Source organism: Streptomyces composti, assembly GCF_012034205.1.
Lineage (GTDB): Bacteria > Actinomycetota > Actinomycetes > Streptomycetales > Streptomycetaceae > Streptomyces > Streptomyces composti.
Genome location: NZ_JAATEM010000042.1, coordinates 1 through 17,868 on the forward strand (window position 1 = coordinate 1; position 17,868 = coordinate 17,868).

The window sequence follows — 17,868 nt, forward strand, 5'->3', positions numbered from 1 at the left end:
GAGCCGGCGGCGGCCGAGGGCGGCGAATCCGTGCCCGGAGGAGGTGTGCCGGTCGCCGCGGTGCACGATGTCGATGTCCTCCCAGCGGACGAACTCCTCGCGCAGTGCCTCGTGGACGACGGGGTCGGCGTGCTCGATGCCGCCGAGGGTCTCGTCGGAGAGGACGACGCCGAAGCCGAAGGTGTCGTCGGGGGCGTTGCGCTCCCAGAGGGTCACGTGGCGGGTGGGGTCGAGGCGTTTGAGCAGGGCGGCGGCGTAGAGGCCGCCGGGGCCGCCGCCGGCGATCGCGATGTGCTGGGTGGAGGGCATCGCTACCTCCCCTGCCACTTCGGGGGCCGCTTCTCGGTGAAGGCTGCGTGGAACTCGGCGTAGTCCTCACCGTTCATCAGCAGGGCCTGGGTGGAGGCGTCGAGTTCGACGGAGGCCGCCAGGGGCATGTCCAGCTCCGCGGTGAGCAGCGCCTTGGTCTGGGCGTGGGCCAGGGCGGGGCCGTCGGCCAGGCGGCGGGCCAGTGCCCGGGCGGCCGGGTCGGCGCCGCCGTCCTCCGCCATCTCGCTGATCAGGCCGATGCGTTCGGCCTCGGGGGCGCGGACCGGTTCGCCGAGCATCAGCAGGCGGGTGGCGTGGCCGAGGCCGACCACGCGGGGCAGCAGATAGGCCGCTCCCATGTCGCCGCCGGACAGGCCGACGCGGGTGAAGAGGAAGGCGAACCGGGCGGTCGGGTCGGCCACCCGGAAGTCGCTGGCCAGGGCGAGGACCGCGCCGGCGCCGGCCGCCACCCCGTGGACGGCGGCGATCACCGGGAAGGGGCATTCCCGGATGGCGCGGACCACCTGGCCGGTCATCCGGTTGAAGTCGAGCAGCTGAGCGGTGTCCATGGCGAGGGTGGCGCCGATGATCTCGTCGACGTCGCCGCCGGAGCAGAAGCCCCGCCCCTCGCCGGCCAGCACCAGGGCGCGTACGGCGCGCTCCCGGGACAGTTCGGCGAGCAGGTCGCGCAGGTCGGCGTAGGCGCCGAAGGTGAGCGCGTTGAGCTTGTCGGGGCGGGCGAGGGTGACGGTGGCGACGCCGTCGTCGATGCCGACACGCACATGCTCCCAGCGGGCGGTGCGGGCAGCGGAGCCGGTGAAGGGACTCATCAGGGCGGCCTCCTCGAAGCGGGCGCGGCACGGCTCGCTGAGCTCTACCACCCGAAGCTATCACTCATTCGTGACTGTCGTCAGGTAGGCGCAATACGACATGCGAGACGACCGCCGCGTTCGTCACGGCTCGCCCACAGGGAGGTAACGGAGCCGGCCGGGAGGGGAGGCCGCGGAGCGCGCTGGGTAGGCCGTCCGGTGCCGGGATCACCCGGCCGTACCATTGAGTAATTGAAAGCAGGACGGCCTGCTGCCATGAACGGACCCGCCTTGTACGAACGCTCCTCCGCCCCCGCCTCCTGGCGCGTGGCGCTGCCGCACAGCACCGCCGCGGTGCCCGTGGCCCGTGCGCTGGTCCGTACGGCCCTGACCGAGCAGGACCACTCCGCCGACCGCGACACGGCGGAGCTGCTGACCGCCGAACTGGTGGCCAACGCCGTCGAGCACACCTGCGCGGGCACGCCGATAGAGCTGGTGGTGCGGCTGCTGCCCAGCGGCTGCCGGGTCGAGGTGCACGACGGCGACCCGGAGCCGCCCGGCAATCTGACCCGGCCGTCCTCCGGCGAGCCCGACCCCTGGCAGGAGCACGGGCGCGGTCTGCTGCTGCTGCGCGCCCTGAGCTCGTCCTGCGGGCACCGCCCGACCGAGTCCGGCAAGGCGGTGTGGTTCCACCTCTCCCCGGTCCCCCGGCAGCGCCGGGGGACCGCGTAGCGCCTCGCGGGTCAGCCCAGGGTCGCGACCAGCAGCGCCTTGATGGTGTGCATCCGGTTCTCCGCCTCGTCGAAGACCACCGAGTGGGCCGACTCGAAGACCTCGTCGGTCACCTCCAGCGAGTCCAGGCCGTGAGCCTCGTGCACCTCACGGGCGACCGCGGTGCCGAGGTCGTGGAAGGCGGGCAGGCAGTGCAGGAACTTCACCTCGGGGTTCCCGGTGGCGCGCAGCACGTCCATGGTCACCGCGTAGGGGGCGAGGGCCGCGATCCGCTCGGCCCAGACCTCCTTGGGCTCGCCCATGGACACCCAGACGTCGGTGGCCACGAAGTCCACGCCGGCCACGCCCTCGGCGACCTCCTCGGTGAGCGTGATCCGGGCCCCGCTGGCGGCGGCCAGCTCGCGGGCGCGGTCCACGATCTCCTCGGCCGGCCAGTACGCCTTCGGCGCGACGATCCGCACGTCCATGCCCAGCAGGGCCGCGGTGACCAGGTAGGAGTTGCCCATGTTGAAGCGGGCGTCGCCCAGGTAGGCGAAGGCGATACCGGTGAGCGGCTTGGCGCAGTGCTCGGTCATGGTGAGCACGTCGGCGAGCATCTGGGTGGGGTGCCAGTCGTCGGTGAGCCCGTTGTAGACGGGCACCCCGGCGTACCGGGCCAGCTCCTCCACCTTGGCCTGGCTGTCCCCGCGGTACTCGATGGCGTCGTACATCCGGCCCAGCACCCGGGCGGTGTCCCTCACCGACTCCTTGTGCCCGATCTGTGAGCCGGTCGGGTCCAGGTAGGTGGTGTGGGCGCCCTGGTCGGCGGCGGCGACCTCGAAGGCGCAGCGGGTGCGGGTCGAGGTCTTCTCGAAGATCAGCGCGATGTTGCGGCCGCGCAGCCGCTGGGTCTCGGTGCCCGCCTTCTTGGCGGCCTTGAGCTCCGCGGCGAGGGCGAGGAGATGCCGGAGCTCCTCGCCGGTGAAGTCGAGCTCCTTCAGGAAGTGGCGGCCGCCGAGGTCTGTCGCCATGCGAGCTCCCGGATCCTTGATGACTATACGAACGAATGCATCACTATACAGACTCGCCTCTCAGTCCAGTGCCCGGGTCAGCAGCTCCTGCAGCCGCAGGCCGCGGGCCGCGTCCAGCCCGCCGGACCTGCCGGCGCGCACGGCCGCCGCGAACTCCCGGCGCAGCACCGGCCAGCACTCCTCATGGTCGATCCCCGCGGTGTCGTACACCAGCTCGTTCCCGGTCCCGAACAGCTCGACGCGGGTGCGCACCCCCGGCAGCCGCACCGCGCCCGACAGAGAGGCCTGGCTGACCGCCCCGTCGGCATGCTCGCAGGTCAGCTCGATCCAGCGGCGCGGGTCGCCGGTGCCGCGGATCGAGACGACCGGGCCCACGGCCTCGTCCAGCAGGTCGATCAGATGCGGGCCGAGGTCCAGCAGCGCCCCGTGCTCCAGGCGCCAGGCGGTGGCCGGCTCACCGCCGAGGAACCCGCCGTGCAGATAGCAGGAGCGGGCGCCGCGCACCTCGCCCAGGGCGGCGGCGCGGCGCAGGAAGTCACGGGTGGCCGGGTGATAGCGCTTGGTCAGCACCAGCTGGGAGACCACTCCGCACTCGGCGACCGCCTCGGCCACCGCGCGTGCGCCGGCCAGGTCCGGGCCGAGCGGCTTCTCGAGGAGCAGCGCCTTGCCCGCCCTGGCCGCGCGCACGGCGAGATCCGCCTGCACGGCGGGGGGCACGGCGAAGTCCACCGCCTCACAGGTGTCGAGGAGTTCCTCGAAGGACGCGGCGACCGGGGCACCGTAGGGGGCGGCCACCTCGGCGGCGGCCTCCGGGCGGCGGGCCCAGACACCGGCGAGGCTGGTCTCGGGACCGGCCGCGAGCATCCGGGCGTGCATGGTGCGGGCCCAGGGCCCGGCACCGACCAGACCGACGCGGACGGGGGTGACTGTCATCGAGGGGCTCCGGTTCGTGATCTGCTCTGGTCCGTCGGCGTCGTTCGCTCGCCGCGACGTGGATCCCGGCTCGGCCCTACGCCGCGATGTCCGCGAGCCGGGCGGTGGCCACATCGGGGGCGTAGAGGTGCTCCACCACCATCGCCGCGGCGCCCGCGAGGCCCGCCTGCTCGCCGAGGCGTGAGGTGACCACCTCGAGGTGGGCGGTGGTGCGCGGCATGGCCCGCTGGTACAGCACCTCCCGCACCCCGGTGACGAACGGCGTCCCGGCGAGATCGCCGGCGATCATCAGCACCCCGGGGTTGAGCAGGGTGACGACGGTGGCCAGCACCTCGCCGACCCGCATGCCCGCCTGCCGGGCGAGCCGCACCGCGTCGGGCTGCCCGGCGGCCAGCAGGGCCCGCACGTCGGAGCCGGAGGCGGCGGGCACGCCCAGTTCGGTGAGCCGGCGGGCCATGGCGCCGCCGCTGGCCACCGCCGCCAGGCAGCCGTAGGAGCCGCAGGCGCACAGCGCCTCGGCGCTGTCGTGCAGCCGGACGTGGCCGATGTCGCCCGCGCCGCCGTCGATGCCCCGGTAGATCCGCCCGCCGACCACCACGCCCGCGCCGATGCCGGTGGAGGCCTTGACCAGGACGAAGGCCCCGCAGTCGGGGTGGCCGGCCCGCTGCTCGGCGTAGGCCATCAGGTTGGCGTCGTTGTCGACCAGCACGGGGATGTCGCCGGCGGCGCCCGGCTCGCGGGAGCGGAACGCCTCGCGCAGCCGTTCGCGGACCGGGAAGCGGTCCCAGCCGGGCATGATCGGCGGCTGCACGATCCGCCCGGACTCCCATTCCACGGGGCCGGGGACGGACAGGCCGATGCCGCACACCTCCGCGGCGTCCCGGCCCGACTCCGCGACCAGGCCGGCGAACCAGCCGCCCAGCTCGTCCAGCACCGGTTCGGGCCCGTCGGTGATGCGCAGCGGTCCGGTCCGTTCGGCCAGCACCTGCCCGGCGAGGTCGAGCACGGCCGCGCGGGCGTGCCGGGTGCCGAGGTCGGCGGCCAGCACCACGGCGTGACCGGCGTCGAACTCGAGGTGCACCGAGGGACGGCCGCCGGTGGACGGTCCGGTGCTGGTCTCGCGGATCCACCCGGCGGCGAACAGCTGGTCGAGGCGGTGCCCGACCGTGGACCGGGACAGGCCGGTCGCCTGCTGCAGCTCGCCGCGGGTGACCGCGGCCCCGGTCCTGATGAGCGCGAGCAGATGACCCGCGCTCGACTGTGCTCCCGACACCACCACGGTTCCCCTCCCCTGGGCTCAGCCCTTGTCCGCGCCGCTGGTCAGCCCCTCGGTCAGGAGCTTCTCGGCGGCGAAGAACAGGAGTACCACGGGGACGGTGAGGATGACCGAGCCCGCCATCAGCACGGTCTTGGACACCTCGACGCCGTCCGCCAGCTGGGCCAGGCCCAGCGACACCGTCCACGTGTCCGGGTCGGCGGCCAGGAACAGCAGCGCGAACAGGAACTCGTTCCAGGCGATCATGAAGACGTACAGGCCGGTCGCCATCAGCGAGGGCAGGGCCAGCGGCAGCACCACCTTGCGCACGGTCTGCAGCCGCGAGCAGCCGTCGAGCGCCGCCGCCTCCTCCACCGAGGCGGGGATGGTGACCAGGTAGTTCTTCAGCATATAGATGGAGACGGGCACGGTCTGCGCCACATAGACGATGGCCAGGCCCGGGAGATTCCCGGCCAGTCCCATCTTGGCGAACATCACGAACAGCGGCACCGCCAGCAGCGTCGCCGGGAACAGGTACACGGCGAGGAACAGCGCGCTGACCTGCCGGCCGCCGAAGAACCTCAGCCGGCTGATGGCGTAGGCACCGGGGACGGCCGCCGCGAGGGTCAGGGCCACGGTGCCGAGGGAGACCAGCGCCGAGTTCAGCATCAGCCGCAGGAAGCCCTGACCGCCGTCGTCGGTGGACTTCAGCACGTCCCGGTAGGTGGTGAGGGTGAACTCCTCGGCGGACACCCACAGCGAGCCGGGGTCGACGAGCAGCGCGTCGATCGGCTTCAGGGACAGCATCACCATGTAGGAGAAGGGCACCAGGGTGATCGCCGCGAGGAAGGCGATGACCACCCAGCGCGCGATCCGGAAGAACCGGTCCTCGAACTGTGCGCGGGTCATCAGGCCTCCTCCTGCACCTTCCGGGCGAAGAACTTGAAGTAGATGCCGAGCAGCACCATCAGGACGACGGCGAGCACCAGGGCCTGCGCCGCCGCGGCACCGACGTCGTAGCGGGAGGTGAGGAAGTCGTACACGCGCACCGCCGCGACATCCGTGCCGGAGCCGCCGCCGGTGAGCAGGTAGACGTCGTCGAACTTGTTGAACGTCATGATGAAGCGCAGCACGCACAGCAGCGCGATCACCGGCATCAGCTGCGGCAGCAGGATGTGCCGGAAGCGCTGGGTGACGGTCGCACCGTCCACCGTCGCGGCCTCCTCGAGACCGTCGGGCACTGCCTGGAGGCGGGCGAGCAGGAAGAGGAAGGCGAAGGGGAAGTAGCGCCAGATCTCGAAGGCGATCACCGTCAGCAGGGCCAGCGGGATGTCGAACTCCAGGCCCAGCAGGCTCACTCGGTACTCGCGGGTGGAGAGGAAGGCGATGGGGTCGTCCCAGCCGAGCAGCGCGGCGCCCCAGTCGTTGACGATGCCGTACTGCGGGCTGAGCGCCACCTCCCAGACGAAGGCGACGGCGACGACGGGGGCGACGTACGGCAGCAGCATCGAGCCGCGCAGCAGGCCCCGGCCGCGGAAGGGTTTGCGCAGGGCGAGCGCGGCGATCAGGCCGAGCACGATGGACCCGGCGGTGGCGCCGACGGTGTAGATCAGCGTGGTGGCGAGGCTGGACCAGAAGCCGGCCGAGCCGAGGACGTCGCGGAAGTTGTCCAGGGTCCAGTTGCCGAAGACGCCCATGCCCTGGATGTCCACCAGGCCCGCGTGCTGGAAGGCCAGCAGCACCGTCCACAGGATCGGGATGAGCACGACGACCAGCACCACCAGGAAGGTGGGGGTGACGAAGGCCAGGCCGGCCCGGTTCTCCCGGCGGCTCGCGGTCAGCGGCGGACGGCCGCGGGTCTTCCGCCCGCCGCCTGCGGGGGCGGAGCCGGGTGACGCGGTCCGGCTGTGGGTTGTGGTCATGGGTTGCGTACCTCGGTGAGGGGGACGGGCCGGGGATCGGTGGCGGTCACTCGAGCGACTGCCGCAGCGCCTCGACCTCTTCCTGGGCTTGCCGGGCGGCCTCGGCGGGCCCGGTCTGTCCGCTGGTCATGGCCCCGATGGACTTGGCCACCGGGAGCTCTCCGTTGGTGGCGCCGACCAGGGGGCCCGCGCCCTGCTCGATGCCCCAGCGCTTCATGTGGCCGATGCCGTCGGCCAGCTGGTCGAGCAGCTCGGGCGGGAAGATCTCGTCCATCGGCTTGCGGGTGTCGACGCCCATCTCGCTGGAGCGCCAGGCGTCCAGGTAGCGCCGGGGCTCCTGGGCGGTGCCGGCGCGGACCGGGATCTTGCCCTCGGGGGCCATGCCGAACCAGTCCTCGTAGCCGGCGCCCATCATGTACTCGATGAACTTGCGGGAGGCCTCGGTCTCGGCGGTCCTGGTGGTGAGCCAGGAGGTGATCTCGCCGTACTGGGCAGGCTCGGCGCCGTCGGGGCCCTTGAGCGAGGTGACGATGCCGCTGCTCCTGGCCAGGTGCTCCGGGTCGCCCGTGCACTGCGCGCAGCTGGGCAGGGCGTCCTTGCGCAGTCCGGCCAGCTCGTCCAGCAGGAACGAGGACCAGATGATCATGGAGGAGCGGCCGGCGAAGTAGGTGGCGCGGGTGGAGTCCACGGTCTGGGTGCCCGGGGCGCCGTGCTCGCGGGCCAGCCGGTCGTAGGCGGCGAAGGCCCGCTCGCAGGCCGGTGAGTCGAGGTCGGCCCCGCCGTCGGCGCCGACCAGTTCGCAGCCGTTGGCCAGGGCCAGGTTCTCGAAGCTCTGCTGGGTGAAGACGTCGCCCGGGTCGGTGGCCGCCGAGATGCCGTAGCGGCCCCTGGTGTCCAGCGTGTCCGCGGCCTCGAGCACCTTCTCGTAGGTGTCGGGGGCGGGCAGTCCCGCCCGGTCGAAGAGGTCCTTGCGGTAGACGAGCAACTGGAGCCAGGCGTCGGAGGGCACGCCGAGCCGGGTGCCGCCGTCCCGGGTGAGCTTCAGCGCGTTGGCGTCGAAGGTGTCCTCGCCGAGCCCGTCGACCACCTGTTCGGGGATCTCGGTGTTGAGCAGCCCGTTGCTGTACATCTGCCAGGCCTGGCCCAGGGGGACGGCGCCGATCACGTCGGGGAGGTTGCCGGAGGCGGCGGCGGACATGATCAGCTGCGGGAGCTGGTTCTCGGCCACGCCGACCAGCTCGACCTCGATGCCGGTCTCCTTCTCGAACCGGGCGATCACCTTCTCGGTCGCCGCGATCCGGGGCGTGAGGTTCTCCTCGGACCACACCGTGATCTTGTTGTCGGGCTTGTCCGGGCCGCTGGCGGACGAGCACCCGGCCAGCACGCCCGCGGCGAGGGACGCCGCGAGAAGGGCCACGGTCGTCCTCGACCGCCGGAACCGCTTGAGCATGTGGTGATCCTTACCGCGCTTCGACGGGGGCGGGACCGCCCGGAGAGGGCCGGCCGTCACGCACCTTAAGCCTTGCCGCGATGCATCACACCATCACTTTTGCTGGTTGACAAGACATAAGTCTGACGTATCTTCGACACAAGCCGTTAACGCCCGCGGACACCAGCCCGCCCCAGCCGCCCCTCCCCCGGAGCATCACGTGGAACGCGTCGTCCAGTTCACCGGCCCCCGCCAGGTCGAGGTCGCCGAGCACCGGAGCCAGCCGCTGCCCGACGGGCACCTGCGGGTGCGCACCCGCTTCTCGGGCATCTCCGCCGGCACCGAGCTCACCGCCTACCGCGGCACCAACCCGTACCTGACCCGCACCTGGGACCCCGGGGCACGGCTGTTCCGCGAGGGTGCGGCGGGCATGGAGTACCCGGTCGCGGGCTGGGGCTACTCCGAGGTCGGCGAGGTCACCGAGGTCGCCCCCGACGTCGACGGCAGCCCCGGCGTGCCGTCCGCGGGCGATCTGGTGTGGGGCATCTGGGGCCACCGCAGCGAGGGCGTCGTCCCGGCCGAGCGGCTGACCGGTCACACCCTCCCCGACGGCCTGGAGGCCCTGGCCGGGTCCTTCGCCCGGGTCGGCGCCATCGCATACAACGCGGTCCTCGCCGCCGGCATCCACCTCGGCGAGGAGGTCGCCGTCTTCGGGCAGGGCGTCATCGGGCTGCTCACCACCCGCCTCGCCCAGCTCAGCGGCGCCACCGTCACCGCCGTCGACGCGCTCGACGGCCGCCTCGAGTGGGCCCGCAAGTACGGCGCCGACCGCACCCTCAACGCCCGCACCGACGCGGTCGCCGAGACCATCCGCGCGGCCACCGGCGGGCGCGGCGCCGACACCGCCATCGAGATCAGCGGCGTCCACCCGGCCCTGCACACCGCGCTGCGGTCCGTGACCGTGGACGGCACGGTGGTCGCCTCCGGCTTCTACCAGGGCGACGGCATCGGGCTCAGGCTCGGCGACGAGTTCCACCACAACCGGGTGCGGCTGATCTGCTCGCAGATCGGGGGAGTGCCGCCGCACCTCGCCGGGCGCTGGACCGTGGAGCGGCTGCAGCAGACCTTCCTCTCCCTGGTCGCGGCCGGCCGTGTCGACGTCACCTCGCTGGTCAGCCATGTCGTACCGGTCGAGAACGCCGCCGAGGCGTACGCGCTGCTCGACGAGCGGCCGGGCGACGCGCTCCAGGTCGTGCTCTCGTTCTGAGCCCGCCCCGCAGTCCCGGCCCCCGCGGCCCCCGGGAAGAGTCGCGGTCTGCCCGCCGTGTCGCCGTTCCCCCCACCAGCTAGGCGCCCCGGACCTGACACCGGGGCGCCGGTCAGGCCCTCTGAAGCACATGAAGCCCGTGCGGAAGCACCCGGCGCCCACCCCAGGAAGGCACCCCGAGACACCATGAAGCCCCTGAAGACCGCGGCCCAGGAGCAGTTGCTCCCCGGCGAGACCCTCCAGGAGAAGTGGGAGTTCGCGCAGGCCGCCGGCTACGACGGCATCGAGCTGCGCGCCCAGGGCGACTTCCGCTTCCGCGAGCGGCTGCCCGAGCTGAAGCAGGCGCTCGCCGACGGCGTGGTGATGCCGACCGTCTGCGTGGACATGCTGCACTTCTTCGGCGCCTTCGACGCCGGGCTGCGCCGCGACGCCGTCGAGCAGATGAAGTCGCAGCTGTCGGTGATCGCCGAGATCGGCGGCCTCGGCGCGCAGACCCCCGCCTCGTACGGGATGTTCTCGCGCCGGCTGCCGCCCTTCGAGCCGCCGCGCAGCGAGGAGGAGGACCGCGAGGTGCTGCTCGCCGGGCTCACCGAACTGGGCGAGCACGCCCGCCGGGAGGGCGTGACCCTCTTCCTCGAGCCGCTCAACCGCTACGAGGACCACATGGTCAACCGTCTCGAGCAGGCCGCCGGGCTGATCCGCGAGACCGGACTGGACTCGGTGCGGATCGGCATCGACAGCTACCACATGAACATCGAGGAGGCCGACCCGGCCGCCGCGATCCTGGCCCACGCGGAGTGGATCGGACACGCGCAGGTCTCCGACTCCAACCGCTTCCAGCCCGGCGCGGGGCACCTCGACTGGCAGTCGTGGATCGGAGCGCTGCGGGCCGCCGGATACGACGGCTGGCTGGCAGCCGAGTGCCGGCTGACCGGCGACCCGGTCGAGGCGGTCCGGTCCGTTCCGGCGACGCTGCGGAGGTACGGGGCGTGACCGTGCTCCTGGACACCGCTCCCCCGTCCGTGTACGCCTCCGCGGCGGCGGTGCTGGTGCGCAACTGGACCGGCTCCTCCACCGTGCCCTCCCGCACCCTGTATCCGCACCAGTGGAGCTGGGACTCGGCGTTCATCGCGATCGGCCTGCGCCATCTGTCGGTGCGCCGGGCGCAGCGCGAACTGGAGTCGCTGCTCGGCGCCCAGTGGGGCGACGGGCGCGTCCCGCACATCGTGTTCAACCCCTCGGTGCCGCACACCGCGTACTTCCCGAGCCCCGACTTCTGGCGCAGCAGCGCCGCGGGCGCCGCGAGCGGGGCGCCGGCCGGCACCGAGACCTCCGGTCTGGTGCAGCCGCCGGTGCACGCGCTCGCCGCATGGCTGGTGCACCGGGCCGACCCGGCCGCCTCCGAGCGGCGCGGCTTCCTGCAGCGGGTGTATCCGCGGCTGGTGGCCTGGCACTCCTACCTCACCGGCCGCCGCGACCTCGGCGGCGCCGGCCTGACGGCGAACGTGCACCCGTGGGAGCCGGGCATGGACAACAGCCCGGTGTGGGACGGCCCGCTGTCCCGGATCGAGCCGGTGCCGGCCGGCTCGTACCGGCGCGCCGACCTCGACCACGGCGACCCGGCGGACCGGCCCACCGACCTGGACTACGGCCGCTATGTGCGGCTCGCCGCCGACTACCGAGACCGGGGCTACGCCGACGACGCCCACGCCTTCGCCGTGGAGGACCCGGGCGCCAACGCGCTGCTGATCGCCTCCGAGCACGCCCTCGCCGGGATCGCCGCCGAGGTGGGCGCGGACCCCGCGCCGCACCGGGAGCGGGCGGCTCGCCTGACCGGCGCGCTGCTGGAGCGGCTGTGGGACGCCAGGGACGGGATCTTCCGCTGCCGGGACGTGATCTCCGGCGAACCGATCGACGAGCGCGGAGTCGCGGGGCTGATGCCGCTGCTGGTGCCCGGTCTGCCCGCCGAGGTCGTCGGGGCCCTGCACGCCACCCTCACCGGCCCGCACTTCCGGCTCGGCGAGCTGCCGTTGGTGCCCTCGTACGACCTGAAGGGACCGGCGTTCGACCCCTCGCGGTACTGGCGCGGGCCGGCCTGGTTCAACACCGCGTGGGTGATCGAGCGCGGGCTGCGGCAGTACGGGCTGCTCGGCGACGCGGACGCGCTGCGCTCCGCGGTGGTCTCGGGCGCGGTGGAGTCCCGGTTCGCCGAGTACGTCGACCCGTTCACCGGTGAGGGGCACGGCACGCGCGGCTTCGCGTGGACGGCGGCGCTGGCGCTGGACCTGGCGATGACGACGGTGACGGCGGTGACGACATGAGGAGAGACCAGGTGCTTCTGGTGAGGGACGGCACGTTCGCGGCGCTGAGCCCGTCCGGCGGGATCACCGGGCGCCGGGGCACGGCCCCCGACGGCCTGTTCCGCTGCGACGCGCGGCATCTGAGCCGCTGGCGGCTCACCGTGGACGGCGCGGAGCCGTCGGTGCTGTCGCCGGCGGCGGACGGCGCGGTGCCCGCGGTGTCGGTGCTGATGCCGCGGGGCGTGCGGGACGAGCCCGCCGCGTACACCGTCTTCCGTGAGCAGGCGGTCGCCTCCGGAGTGCTGCTGGAGCGGCTGCGCCTGGTCGGCAACCGGCCGGTGGGGACGACGGTCCGTCTGGAGCTGGTGGCCGACGCCGACTTCGCGGACCAGTTCGAGCTGCGGTCGGACGGGCGGGAGTACGACAAGGGCGACGGCCGGCGGTCGGTCGAGGTGCTGCCCGACGGCGCCGAGTTCGGCTACCGCCGGGGCGAGGACTGGTCGGCGTCCACCACGGTGCGCGGCACCCCGGCCCCGGACTCGGTCCGGGACACCGGGGAGGGTGTGCTGCTCGGCTGGACACTGACGCTGCCGCCGCACGGCGAGGCGGAGCTGACGGTGCGGGCCGAGGCCCGCACGCCCGGCGGGCGGGCGGTGTCCGAGGTGGCGTCCCCAGCCCGGGCGGCGGCCGAACTGGCGGCGGACATCGAGGAGTTCGCCCTGCCCTGGGTGGTGGAGGGCACGGACCGGCTGGCCCGCGCCTGCGCCCAGGGGCTCGCCGACCTCGCCCTGCTGCGGGTGCCGGCCACCGGACCCGACGGCGAGGAGCTGCGCGTGCCCGGCGCCGGAATCCCCTGGTTCCTCACCCTGTTCGGGCGGGACTCGCTGCTCACCTCGCTGTTCGCGCTGCCCTACCGTCCCGCGCTGGCCGAGCACACCCTGCTGGCGCTCGCCGCGACCCAGGGCACCGGGTACGACGTTCTCCGCAACGAGCAGCCGGGGCGCATCGTGCACGAGGTGCGCAGCGGGGAGCTGGCGCACTTCCGGCAGGTCCCGTTCGGGCGCTACTACGGGGCGGTCGACTCCACACCGCTGTTCCTGGTGCTGCTGCACGCCCACCGGGAGCTGGCCGCCCGGCTGGAGCGCCACGCGCGGGCCGCCGTCGACTGGATGCTCGGCGACGGCGGGCTGACCGAGCACGGCTGGCTGGTCTACACGCCCGACCCGAACGGTCTGGTCACCCAGAACTGGAAGGACTCCGCGGGCGCGATCTGCTTCGCCGACGGCACCGAGGCGACCGGCCCGGTCGCGGTCGCCGAGGTCCAGGGCTACGCCTACGACGCGCTGGTGCGGACCGCCGAGCTGGCCCGCGAGGTGTGGGACGACCCGGACTACGCCCACCGTCTCGAGTCGGTGGCGGCGGATCTGCGGGCCCGCTTCCACCGCGACTTCTGGCTGCCGGAGCAGGACTTCCCGGCCCTCGCCCTGGACGGCGAGGGGCGCCGGGCGGACGCGCTCGCCTCCGACGCCGGGCATCTGCTGTGGTCGGGCATCCTGGACGCGGAGCGGGCGGCGCGGGTCGGACGGCGGCTGCTGGAGCCGGACTTCTTCTCCGGCTGGGCGGTGCGCACCCTCGCCTCCGGGCAGGCCCCGTACCACCCGCTCTCCTACCACCGGGGCAGCTGCTGGCCGCACGACAACGCGGTGATCGCCCTCGGCCTGGCCCGTCACGGCCTGACCGAGGAGCTGCGCACCCTGGCCGACGGGCTCCTGGCAGCGGCGGAGCAGCACGGCTGGCGCCTCCCCGAGGTGATGGCCGGCTACTCCACCACCGACCACCCGGCCCCGGTCCCCTACCCGCACTCCTGCTCCCCGCAGGCCTGGGCGGCGGCGACTCCGCTGGCCCTGCTCACGGCCCTGCGGGGCGGCCACTGAGACGGAGGGCGTCGGCGGCCGTTCGGCGTGGCCTCCCGGCGGGCCGTGGGTGCGGCTCCGGGACGCCCGCCGGGCGGTCCGGCTCACGCCGCGCCGGGACTCAGCCGACCGGGTCGCGCTCCACCGGGCAGCTCATGCAGCGGGGGCCGCCGCGGCCGCGGCCCAGTTCGCTGCCGGGGATCTCGATGACCTCGATGCCCTGCTTGCGCAGATGCGTGTTGGTGGTGGAGTTCCGTTCGTAGGCGACGACCACGCCCGGCTCCACCGCCAGGACGTTGCAGCCGTCGTCCCACTGCTCGCGCTCCGCCGAGTGCACGTCCTGGGTGGCGGTCAGCACCCGGATCTCACTGAGCCCCAGGGCGGCGGCGATGGCGCGGTGCATGTGCTCCGGCGGATGGTCGGTGACCTTCAGCTCCTTCTCGCCGGCGCCCGGTTCGATGGTGTACGAGCGCAGCATGCCCAGACCCGCGTACTGGGTGAAGGTGTCACCGTCGATCATCGTCATCACGGTGTCGAGGTGCATGAAGGCGCGTCTCTTCGGCATGTCCAGGGCCACGATGGTCTGCGCCGAACCGGCCGCGAACAGCTTGTGCGCCAGCATCTCCACCGCCTGCGGGGTGGTCCGCTCGCTCATCCCGATCAGCACCGCGCCGTTGCCGATGACCAGCACGTCGCCGCCCTCGATGGTGGACGGGTAGTCGGCCTGCCCCTCGGACCAGACGTTGAAGCGCTCCCGGGTGAACAGCGGATGGTGCCGGTAGATCGCCTCGAAGTGCACCGTCTCGCGCTGCCGCGCCGGCCAGCGCATGGCGTTGATGGCGACCCCGTCGTAGATCCAGGCGGAGGTGTCCCGGGTGAAGAGGTGGTTGGGCAGCGGGTCGAGCAGGAAGTCGTCCAGCTCCATGGCGTGGAAGCGCACCGAGACCGGCTCGGCGTGGGCGTCCAGGAACTCCCGCTTGGTCATGCCGCCGACCAGCGCCGAGGCCAGTTCCGCCGCGGGAAGGGTCTCGAAGGCGGCCCGCAGATGGTCGGTGGCCAGCGGTCCGTACTCCTTCTCGTCGAAGACCCGGTCCAGGACGAGTGCCCGCGCGGCCGGGATCTCCAGCGTCTCGGTGAGCAGATCGCCGAAGAGGTGCACGGTGACGCCCCGGTCCCGCAGCACGTCCGCGAAGCCGTCGTGCTCGGCACGTGCCCGGCGCACCCAGAGCACGTCGTCGAAGAGCAGCGCGTCCTTGTTGCTCGGCGTCAGCCGTTTCAGCTCGAGGTCGGGCCGGTGCAGGATGACGCGGCGCAGTCGCCCGGCCTCGGAGTCGACGTGGTAGGTCATGCCTCCATCCTGACCACTCGAGCGCCTGTTCACCCCCCTGTTGCGCAGACTCGTCGGTGCCCCGGCAGCCGCGGGCCCGTCAGCCGCCCGGGCCTCCCCGCGGACCCACTGCCTGGCGTGTCGTGTCCTCAACCGGCTCAGGGGCCGTCGTGCCGCCGGGGCGGTGTGGGTGTCCCTCCCGGGCGGAGCCGAGCGTGGGGAGGTGGGCGACGCCGACGGCCCGGATGGCCGACCTGGTGCGGCGGGACTCCCTGTCCGCCGGCCTCCGGCGTTCCCGGCCGGCGGCGCCCGGCGGGGGCGGTGAGGTGGGCGCAGCGGCACCCTGCCGGGCGCGGGCCGGCGGGTCACCCCGCGAGCCGGGCCGGCAGCAGTTCGGGGCGGGCCAGCATGCGCCGGGCGGCGGAGCCCGGCTCCAGCGCGGCCCGGGCGACGATCCAGCCGGCGAGCAGATGCGGGTCGCCGGGCTCGCGGGCCAGTTCCTTGGCGTAGCCCTCGAGGGCGGCGGCCGGGTCGCCGGCGGCGAGGTGTTCGTCGGGGGTGCGCGGCTGCTCGGGCGCGGTGGCGAAGGCGTGCGTGCGGTGGTCGGGCCAGGGAGCGCGGTCGGGGCGCAGCGGCGGGGTGCCGGGCGGTGCGTCACCGGCGAGCGGGGCGCCCTGCGTCCCGGCCGGGCGGGCCACGTTGCGCAGGCGCCACTCGGTGCGGTGCAGGGCGGCGGCGGTGCGGGCCCGGGTGAGGGCGGCCGGGTCGACGGGCTCGCGCAGCCAGCCGTCGAGGGTGCGGGCGAGGGCCGTGACGAGGGCGTGCCCGGCGGGGGTGAGCCGGCCGCTGGTGAGCAGGGTGCGCACCACGAGCCGGCTCTGGGTGCGGCGCAGCGCGAAGTGGTAGGCGGCGGTCCCGGCGTGCTCGGGCTCGGCCAGACGGTCGCGCCAGAATCCGGCGACGCCGGTGAAGGCGTAGGCGCCGTGCAGCAGGCCGGTGAGGTGGCGCGGGTCGTGGCGCCAGGGGGCGTAGTAGTGCTCGGCCCGGTCGTCGTCGAGCAGTGGGAAGAGGTGGATGAGGGCGGCGAGCTTGCTGTGCTGGAACTCGTGGACCAGCGCCTCGGCGAGCGCGGTCGCCGAGGCGGGCCGGGCGATGACCATGGCGCCGTAGGAGTCGCCGCTGGAGGCGGACACCCGGACGTCGGGCGGCGGCTCGGGCAGCAGGCTGGTCCGCTCCCAGGGCACGATGGTCCGGATCACGGCGGGGTCGAGCCGTCCGGGCGGGCCCGCGTCGCCCGCCGCGGCGAGGATGCCGGCGGCCTCGTCGAACAGCCGCTGCCAGGCCCGGGCCTCGTCGGCGTCCAGGCGGGCGGGCGGCACGGGGCCGTCGAGGTCGCGGTAGGGGTCCAGGTCCTCCAGCTGGACGGCGGCGTCGCCGGCGGGCGTGGTGAGCGTGCGCAGCGGCAGCCAGTGCAGCGTCTCGGTGCGGGCGGCGTCGCCGACGGGCACCGGTCGCGGACGGCATCTCAGGGAGGCGGGACGCCCGGCCCGGTCGGGCCCGGTGAGCGTGAGTTCTCCCGCGCGGGTCCTGGCCCGGCCGGCCGTCAGCCCTCCGGCGCCCTCCGGAAGGCACGCGGTGCCAAGCCCCGGCAGGGACAGGGCTCCGTCGACCAGCGGCACCAGCAGGTCGGTGTCGGTGCCGGCGTGCAGGGCCGCGGCGACGGTGAGCGCGTTGAGCCGCCCCGCTTCGGCCCACAGCGGCGGTCCGGTCGCGGTGCCGTGCACCCGGCGCAGCAGGTGGGCGATCCAGCCGCCCGTGGTCGGTGCGAGCAGCAGCCGGTCCACCGGCTCGGGCGCGCGCTCGGCCGCCTCCTTCAGCAGCCGCCAGGCCTCGGCGGCCGGGGTGAGCGGTGTGGGCAGGTCCTGAAGGTGGTCCAGGACGGTGCGCAGCAGCAGCAACCGGCGGGCGCGCTCGGCCCGTTCGAGGAAGGCCAGGGCCTCGGCGGAGCCTCCGCCGGCGGCCAGTTCCGCGAACAGGTGCTCGGGCATGCGGAACGGGGTGGGGCGCTGCTCGGCGGTCGTCACCGGTGACCTCCGGTCGGTGGGCGGGCATGCGAAAGCGCTGCGGGGCGCTTTCCCGCAGCGGCGAGGTGTTACTCGGCGCGGCCCGTCTCGCCCCCGCCCTTCATGCCGCCCCGGGATCGCAGGACTTCGGTGAGAAGGCGGGTGCCGGGCCGGAGCGGAGCGAGCCGGTCCACGGCGGTGAGGGGCAGAGCCGCGAGGTCCGCCAGGTCCGACTCCACGACGGCAGCCCCGGCCGCGATGCCGGGCTCTCGGGCGGCGGCAACGGCGTTGCGCTGAGCGGGCGGCTGATGCAAGGTGCGTCCCCCTTCTCGCACGGTGGCACGCGATGCCCCGTGTCCCTATCCATCATGGCCACTGATGCCCGCATCGAAAACCATACGATCACGCCACCCGATCATCATGCATCGTGCGTAGGTACGGATGAGGCGCCCAACTCCCTTGACAGGGCACCTGTTTCGCGTCTCGCGCGGCAACTGGGCCGCGGCGGCGGCCGGTTCCGCGTACACCTCCGCGCATCGCGCGCTGTCCGCCGGACGTTGCCGGTGGGCCCGCAGTGACCCACGGGCCGGGCACGCCGT

Annotated in this window: 16 protein-coding genes; 5 read left to right on the forward strand and 11 right to left on the reverse strand. The window is 73.7% G+C overall.

Annotated features, from left to right (window positions below):
• Positions 1-309 (reverse strand): NAD(P)-binding protein (locus HCJ93_RS26985; RefSeq protein ID WP_167998445.1); only part of this gene is annotated, 309 nt, incomplete at its 3' end.
• 2 nt (positions 310-311) lie between these two features.
• Entirely contained in the window at positions 312-1,139 is an 828-nt protein-coding gene (locus HCJ93_RS26990) for an enoyl-CoA hydratase family protein (RefSeq protein WP_167998446.1), read from the reverse strand.
• Between the two features lie 255 nt (positions 1,140-1,394).
• Here HCJ93_RS26990 and HCJ93_RS26995 point away from each other — a divergent pair, with 255 nt between their 5' ends.
• The gene (locus HCJ93_RS26995) at positions 1,395-1,850 is read left to right on the forward strand and encodes an ATP-binding protein (RefSeq protein ID WP_167998447.1); all 456 of its coding nucleotides are present in this window, start codon (positions 1,395-1,397) and stop codon (positions 1,848-1,850) included.
• A gap of 11 nt (positions 1,851-1,861) precedes the next feature.
• On the opposite strand, the gene argF is transcribed toward HCJ93_RS26995, so the two are convergent.
• From argF to HCJ93_RS27025, 6 genes are all read right to left on the reverse strand, one after another.
• Positions 1,862-2,860, reverse strand: a complete 999-nt coding sequence (argF, locus tag HCJ93_RS27000) for an ornithine carbamoyltransferase (protein ID WP_167998448.1) — start codon at positions 2,858-2,860, stop codon at positions 1,862-1,864.
• 60 nt (positions 2,861-2,920) lie between these two features.
• Positions 2,921-3,793 (reverse strand): Gfo/Idh/MocA family protein, encoded by an 873-nt coding sequence (locus HCJ93_RS27005; RefSeq protein WP_167998449.1) that lies wholly within the window; start codon positions 3,791-3,793, stop codon positions 2,921-2,923.
• Positions 3,794-3,869: 76 nt separating this feature from the next.
• Complete coding sequence (locus tag HCJ93_RS27010) at positions 3,870-5,072, reverse strand: ROK family transcriptional regulator (RefSeq protein ID WP_373563618.1); 1,203 nt, start codon at positions 5,070-5,072, stop codon at positions 3,870-3,872.
• Positions 5,073-5,090: 18 nt separating this feature from the next.
• Positions 5,091-5,957 carry a carbohydrate ABC transporter permease gene (locus HCJ93_RS27015; protein WP_167998450.1) on the reverse strand — a complete coding sequence of 289 codons (867 nt, stop codon included), beginning with the start codon at positions 5,955-5,957 and terminating at the stop codon, positions 5,091-5,093.
• The gene (locus HCJ93_RS27020; RefSeq protein ID WP_167998451.1) at positions 5,957-6,970 is read right to left on the reverse strand and encodes a carbohydrate ABC transporter permease; all 1,014 of its coding nucleotides are present in this window, start codon (positions 6,968-6,970) and stop codon (positions 5,957-5,959) included. Before HCJ93_RS27020 ends, HCJ93_RS27015 begins: the two co-directional genes overlap by 1 nt.
• 46 nt (positions 6,971-7,016) lie before the next feature.
• A complete protein-coding gene (locus HCJ93_RS27025; protein ID WP_167998452.1) occupies positions 7,017-8,420 on the reverse strand; it encodes an ABC transporter substrate-binding protein in 1,404 nt (467 codons plus the stop codon).
• A 199-nt stretch (positions 8,421-8,619) separates the two neighbouring features.
• Here HCJ93_RS27025 and HCJ93_RS27030 point away from each other — a divergent pair, with 199 nt between their 5' ends.
• The 4 genes from HCJ93_RS27030 to HCJ93_RS27045 all read left to right on the forward strand — a co-directional run bounded on the left by HCJ93_RS27030 (position 8,620) and on the right by HCJ93_RS27045 (position 13,900).
• Entirely contained in the window at positions 8,620-9,666 is a 1,047-nt protein-coding gene (locus tag HCJ93_RS27030) for a zinc-dependent alcohol dehydrogenase (protein WP_167998453.1), read from the forward strand.
• 186 nt (positions 9,667-9,852) lie between these two features.
• Entirely contained in the window at positions 9,853-10,659 is an 807-nt protein-coding gene (locus tag HCJ93_RS27035; RefSeq protein ID WP_167998454.1) for a sugar phosphate isomerase/epimerase family protein, read from the forward strand.
• Positions 10,656-11,987 carry an MGH1-like glycoside hydrolase domain-containing protein gene (locus HCJ93_RS27040; protein ID WP_167998455.1) on the forward strand — a complete coding sequence of 444 codons (1,332 nt, stop codon included), beginning with the start codon at positions 10,656-10,658 and terminating at the stop codon, positions 11,985-11,987. The genes HCJ93_RS27035 and HCJ93_RS27040 overlap by 4 nt, the downstream gene beginning before the upstream one ends.
• Positions 11,984-13,900: an amylo-alpha-1,6-glucosidase gene (locus tag HCJ93_RS27045; protein ID WP_167998456.1), complete on the forward strand. Its 1,917-nt coding sequence runs from the start codon at positions 11,984-11,986 to the stop codon at positions 13,898-13,900. The genes HCJ93_RS27040 and HCJ93_RS27045 overlap by 4 nt, the downstream gene beginning before the upstream one ends.
• A gap of 100 nt (positions 13,901-14,000) precedes the next feature.
• On the opposite strand, the gene HCJ93_RS27050 is transcribed toward HCJ93_RS27045, so the two are convergent.
• The 3 genes from HCJ93_RS27050 to HCJ93_RS27060 form a co-directional block, all read right to left on the reverse strand.
• Positions 14,001-15,227 (reverse strand): arginine deiminase, encoded by a 1,227-nt coding sequence (locus tag HCJ93_RS27050; RefSeq protein ID WP_167998457.1) that lies wholly within the window; start codon positions 15,225-15,227, stop codon positions 14,001-14,003.
• Between the two features lie 344 nt (positions 15,228-15,571).
• A complete protein-coding gene (locus HCJ93_RS27055; RefSeq protein WP_309141514.1) occupies positions 15,572-17,290 on the reverse strand; it encodes an HEXXH motif domain-containing protein in 1,719 nt (572 codons plus the stop codon).
• Between the two features lie 68 nt (positions 17,291-17,358).
• On the reverse strand, positions 17,359-17,583 hold the full coding sequence (locus HCJ93_RS27060) for a hypothetical protein (protein WP_167998458.1): 225 nt from the start codon (positions 17,581-17,583) through the stop codon (positions 17,359-17,361).
• Positions 17,584-17,868 lie beyond the last annotated feature (285 nt).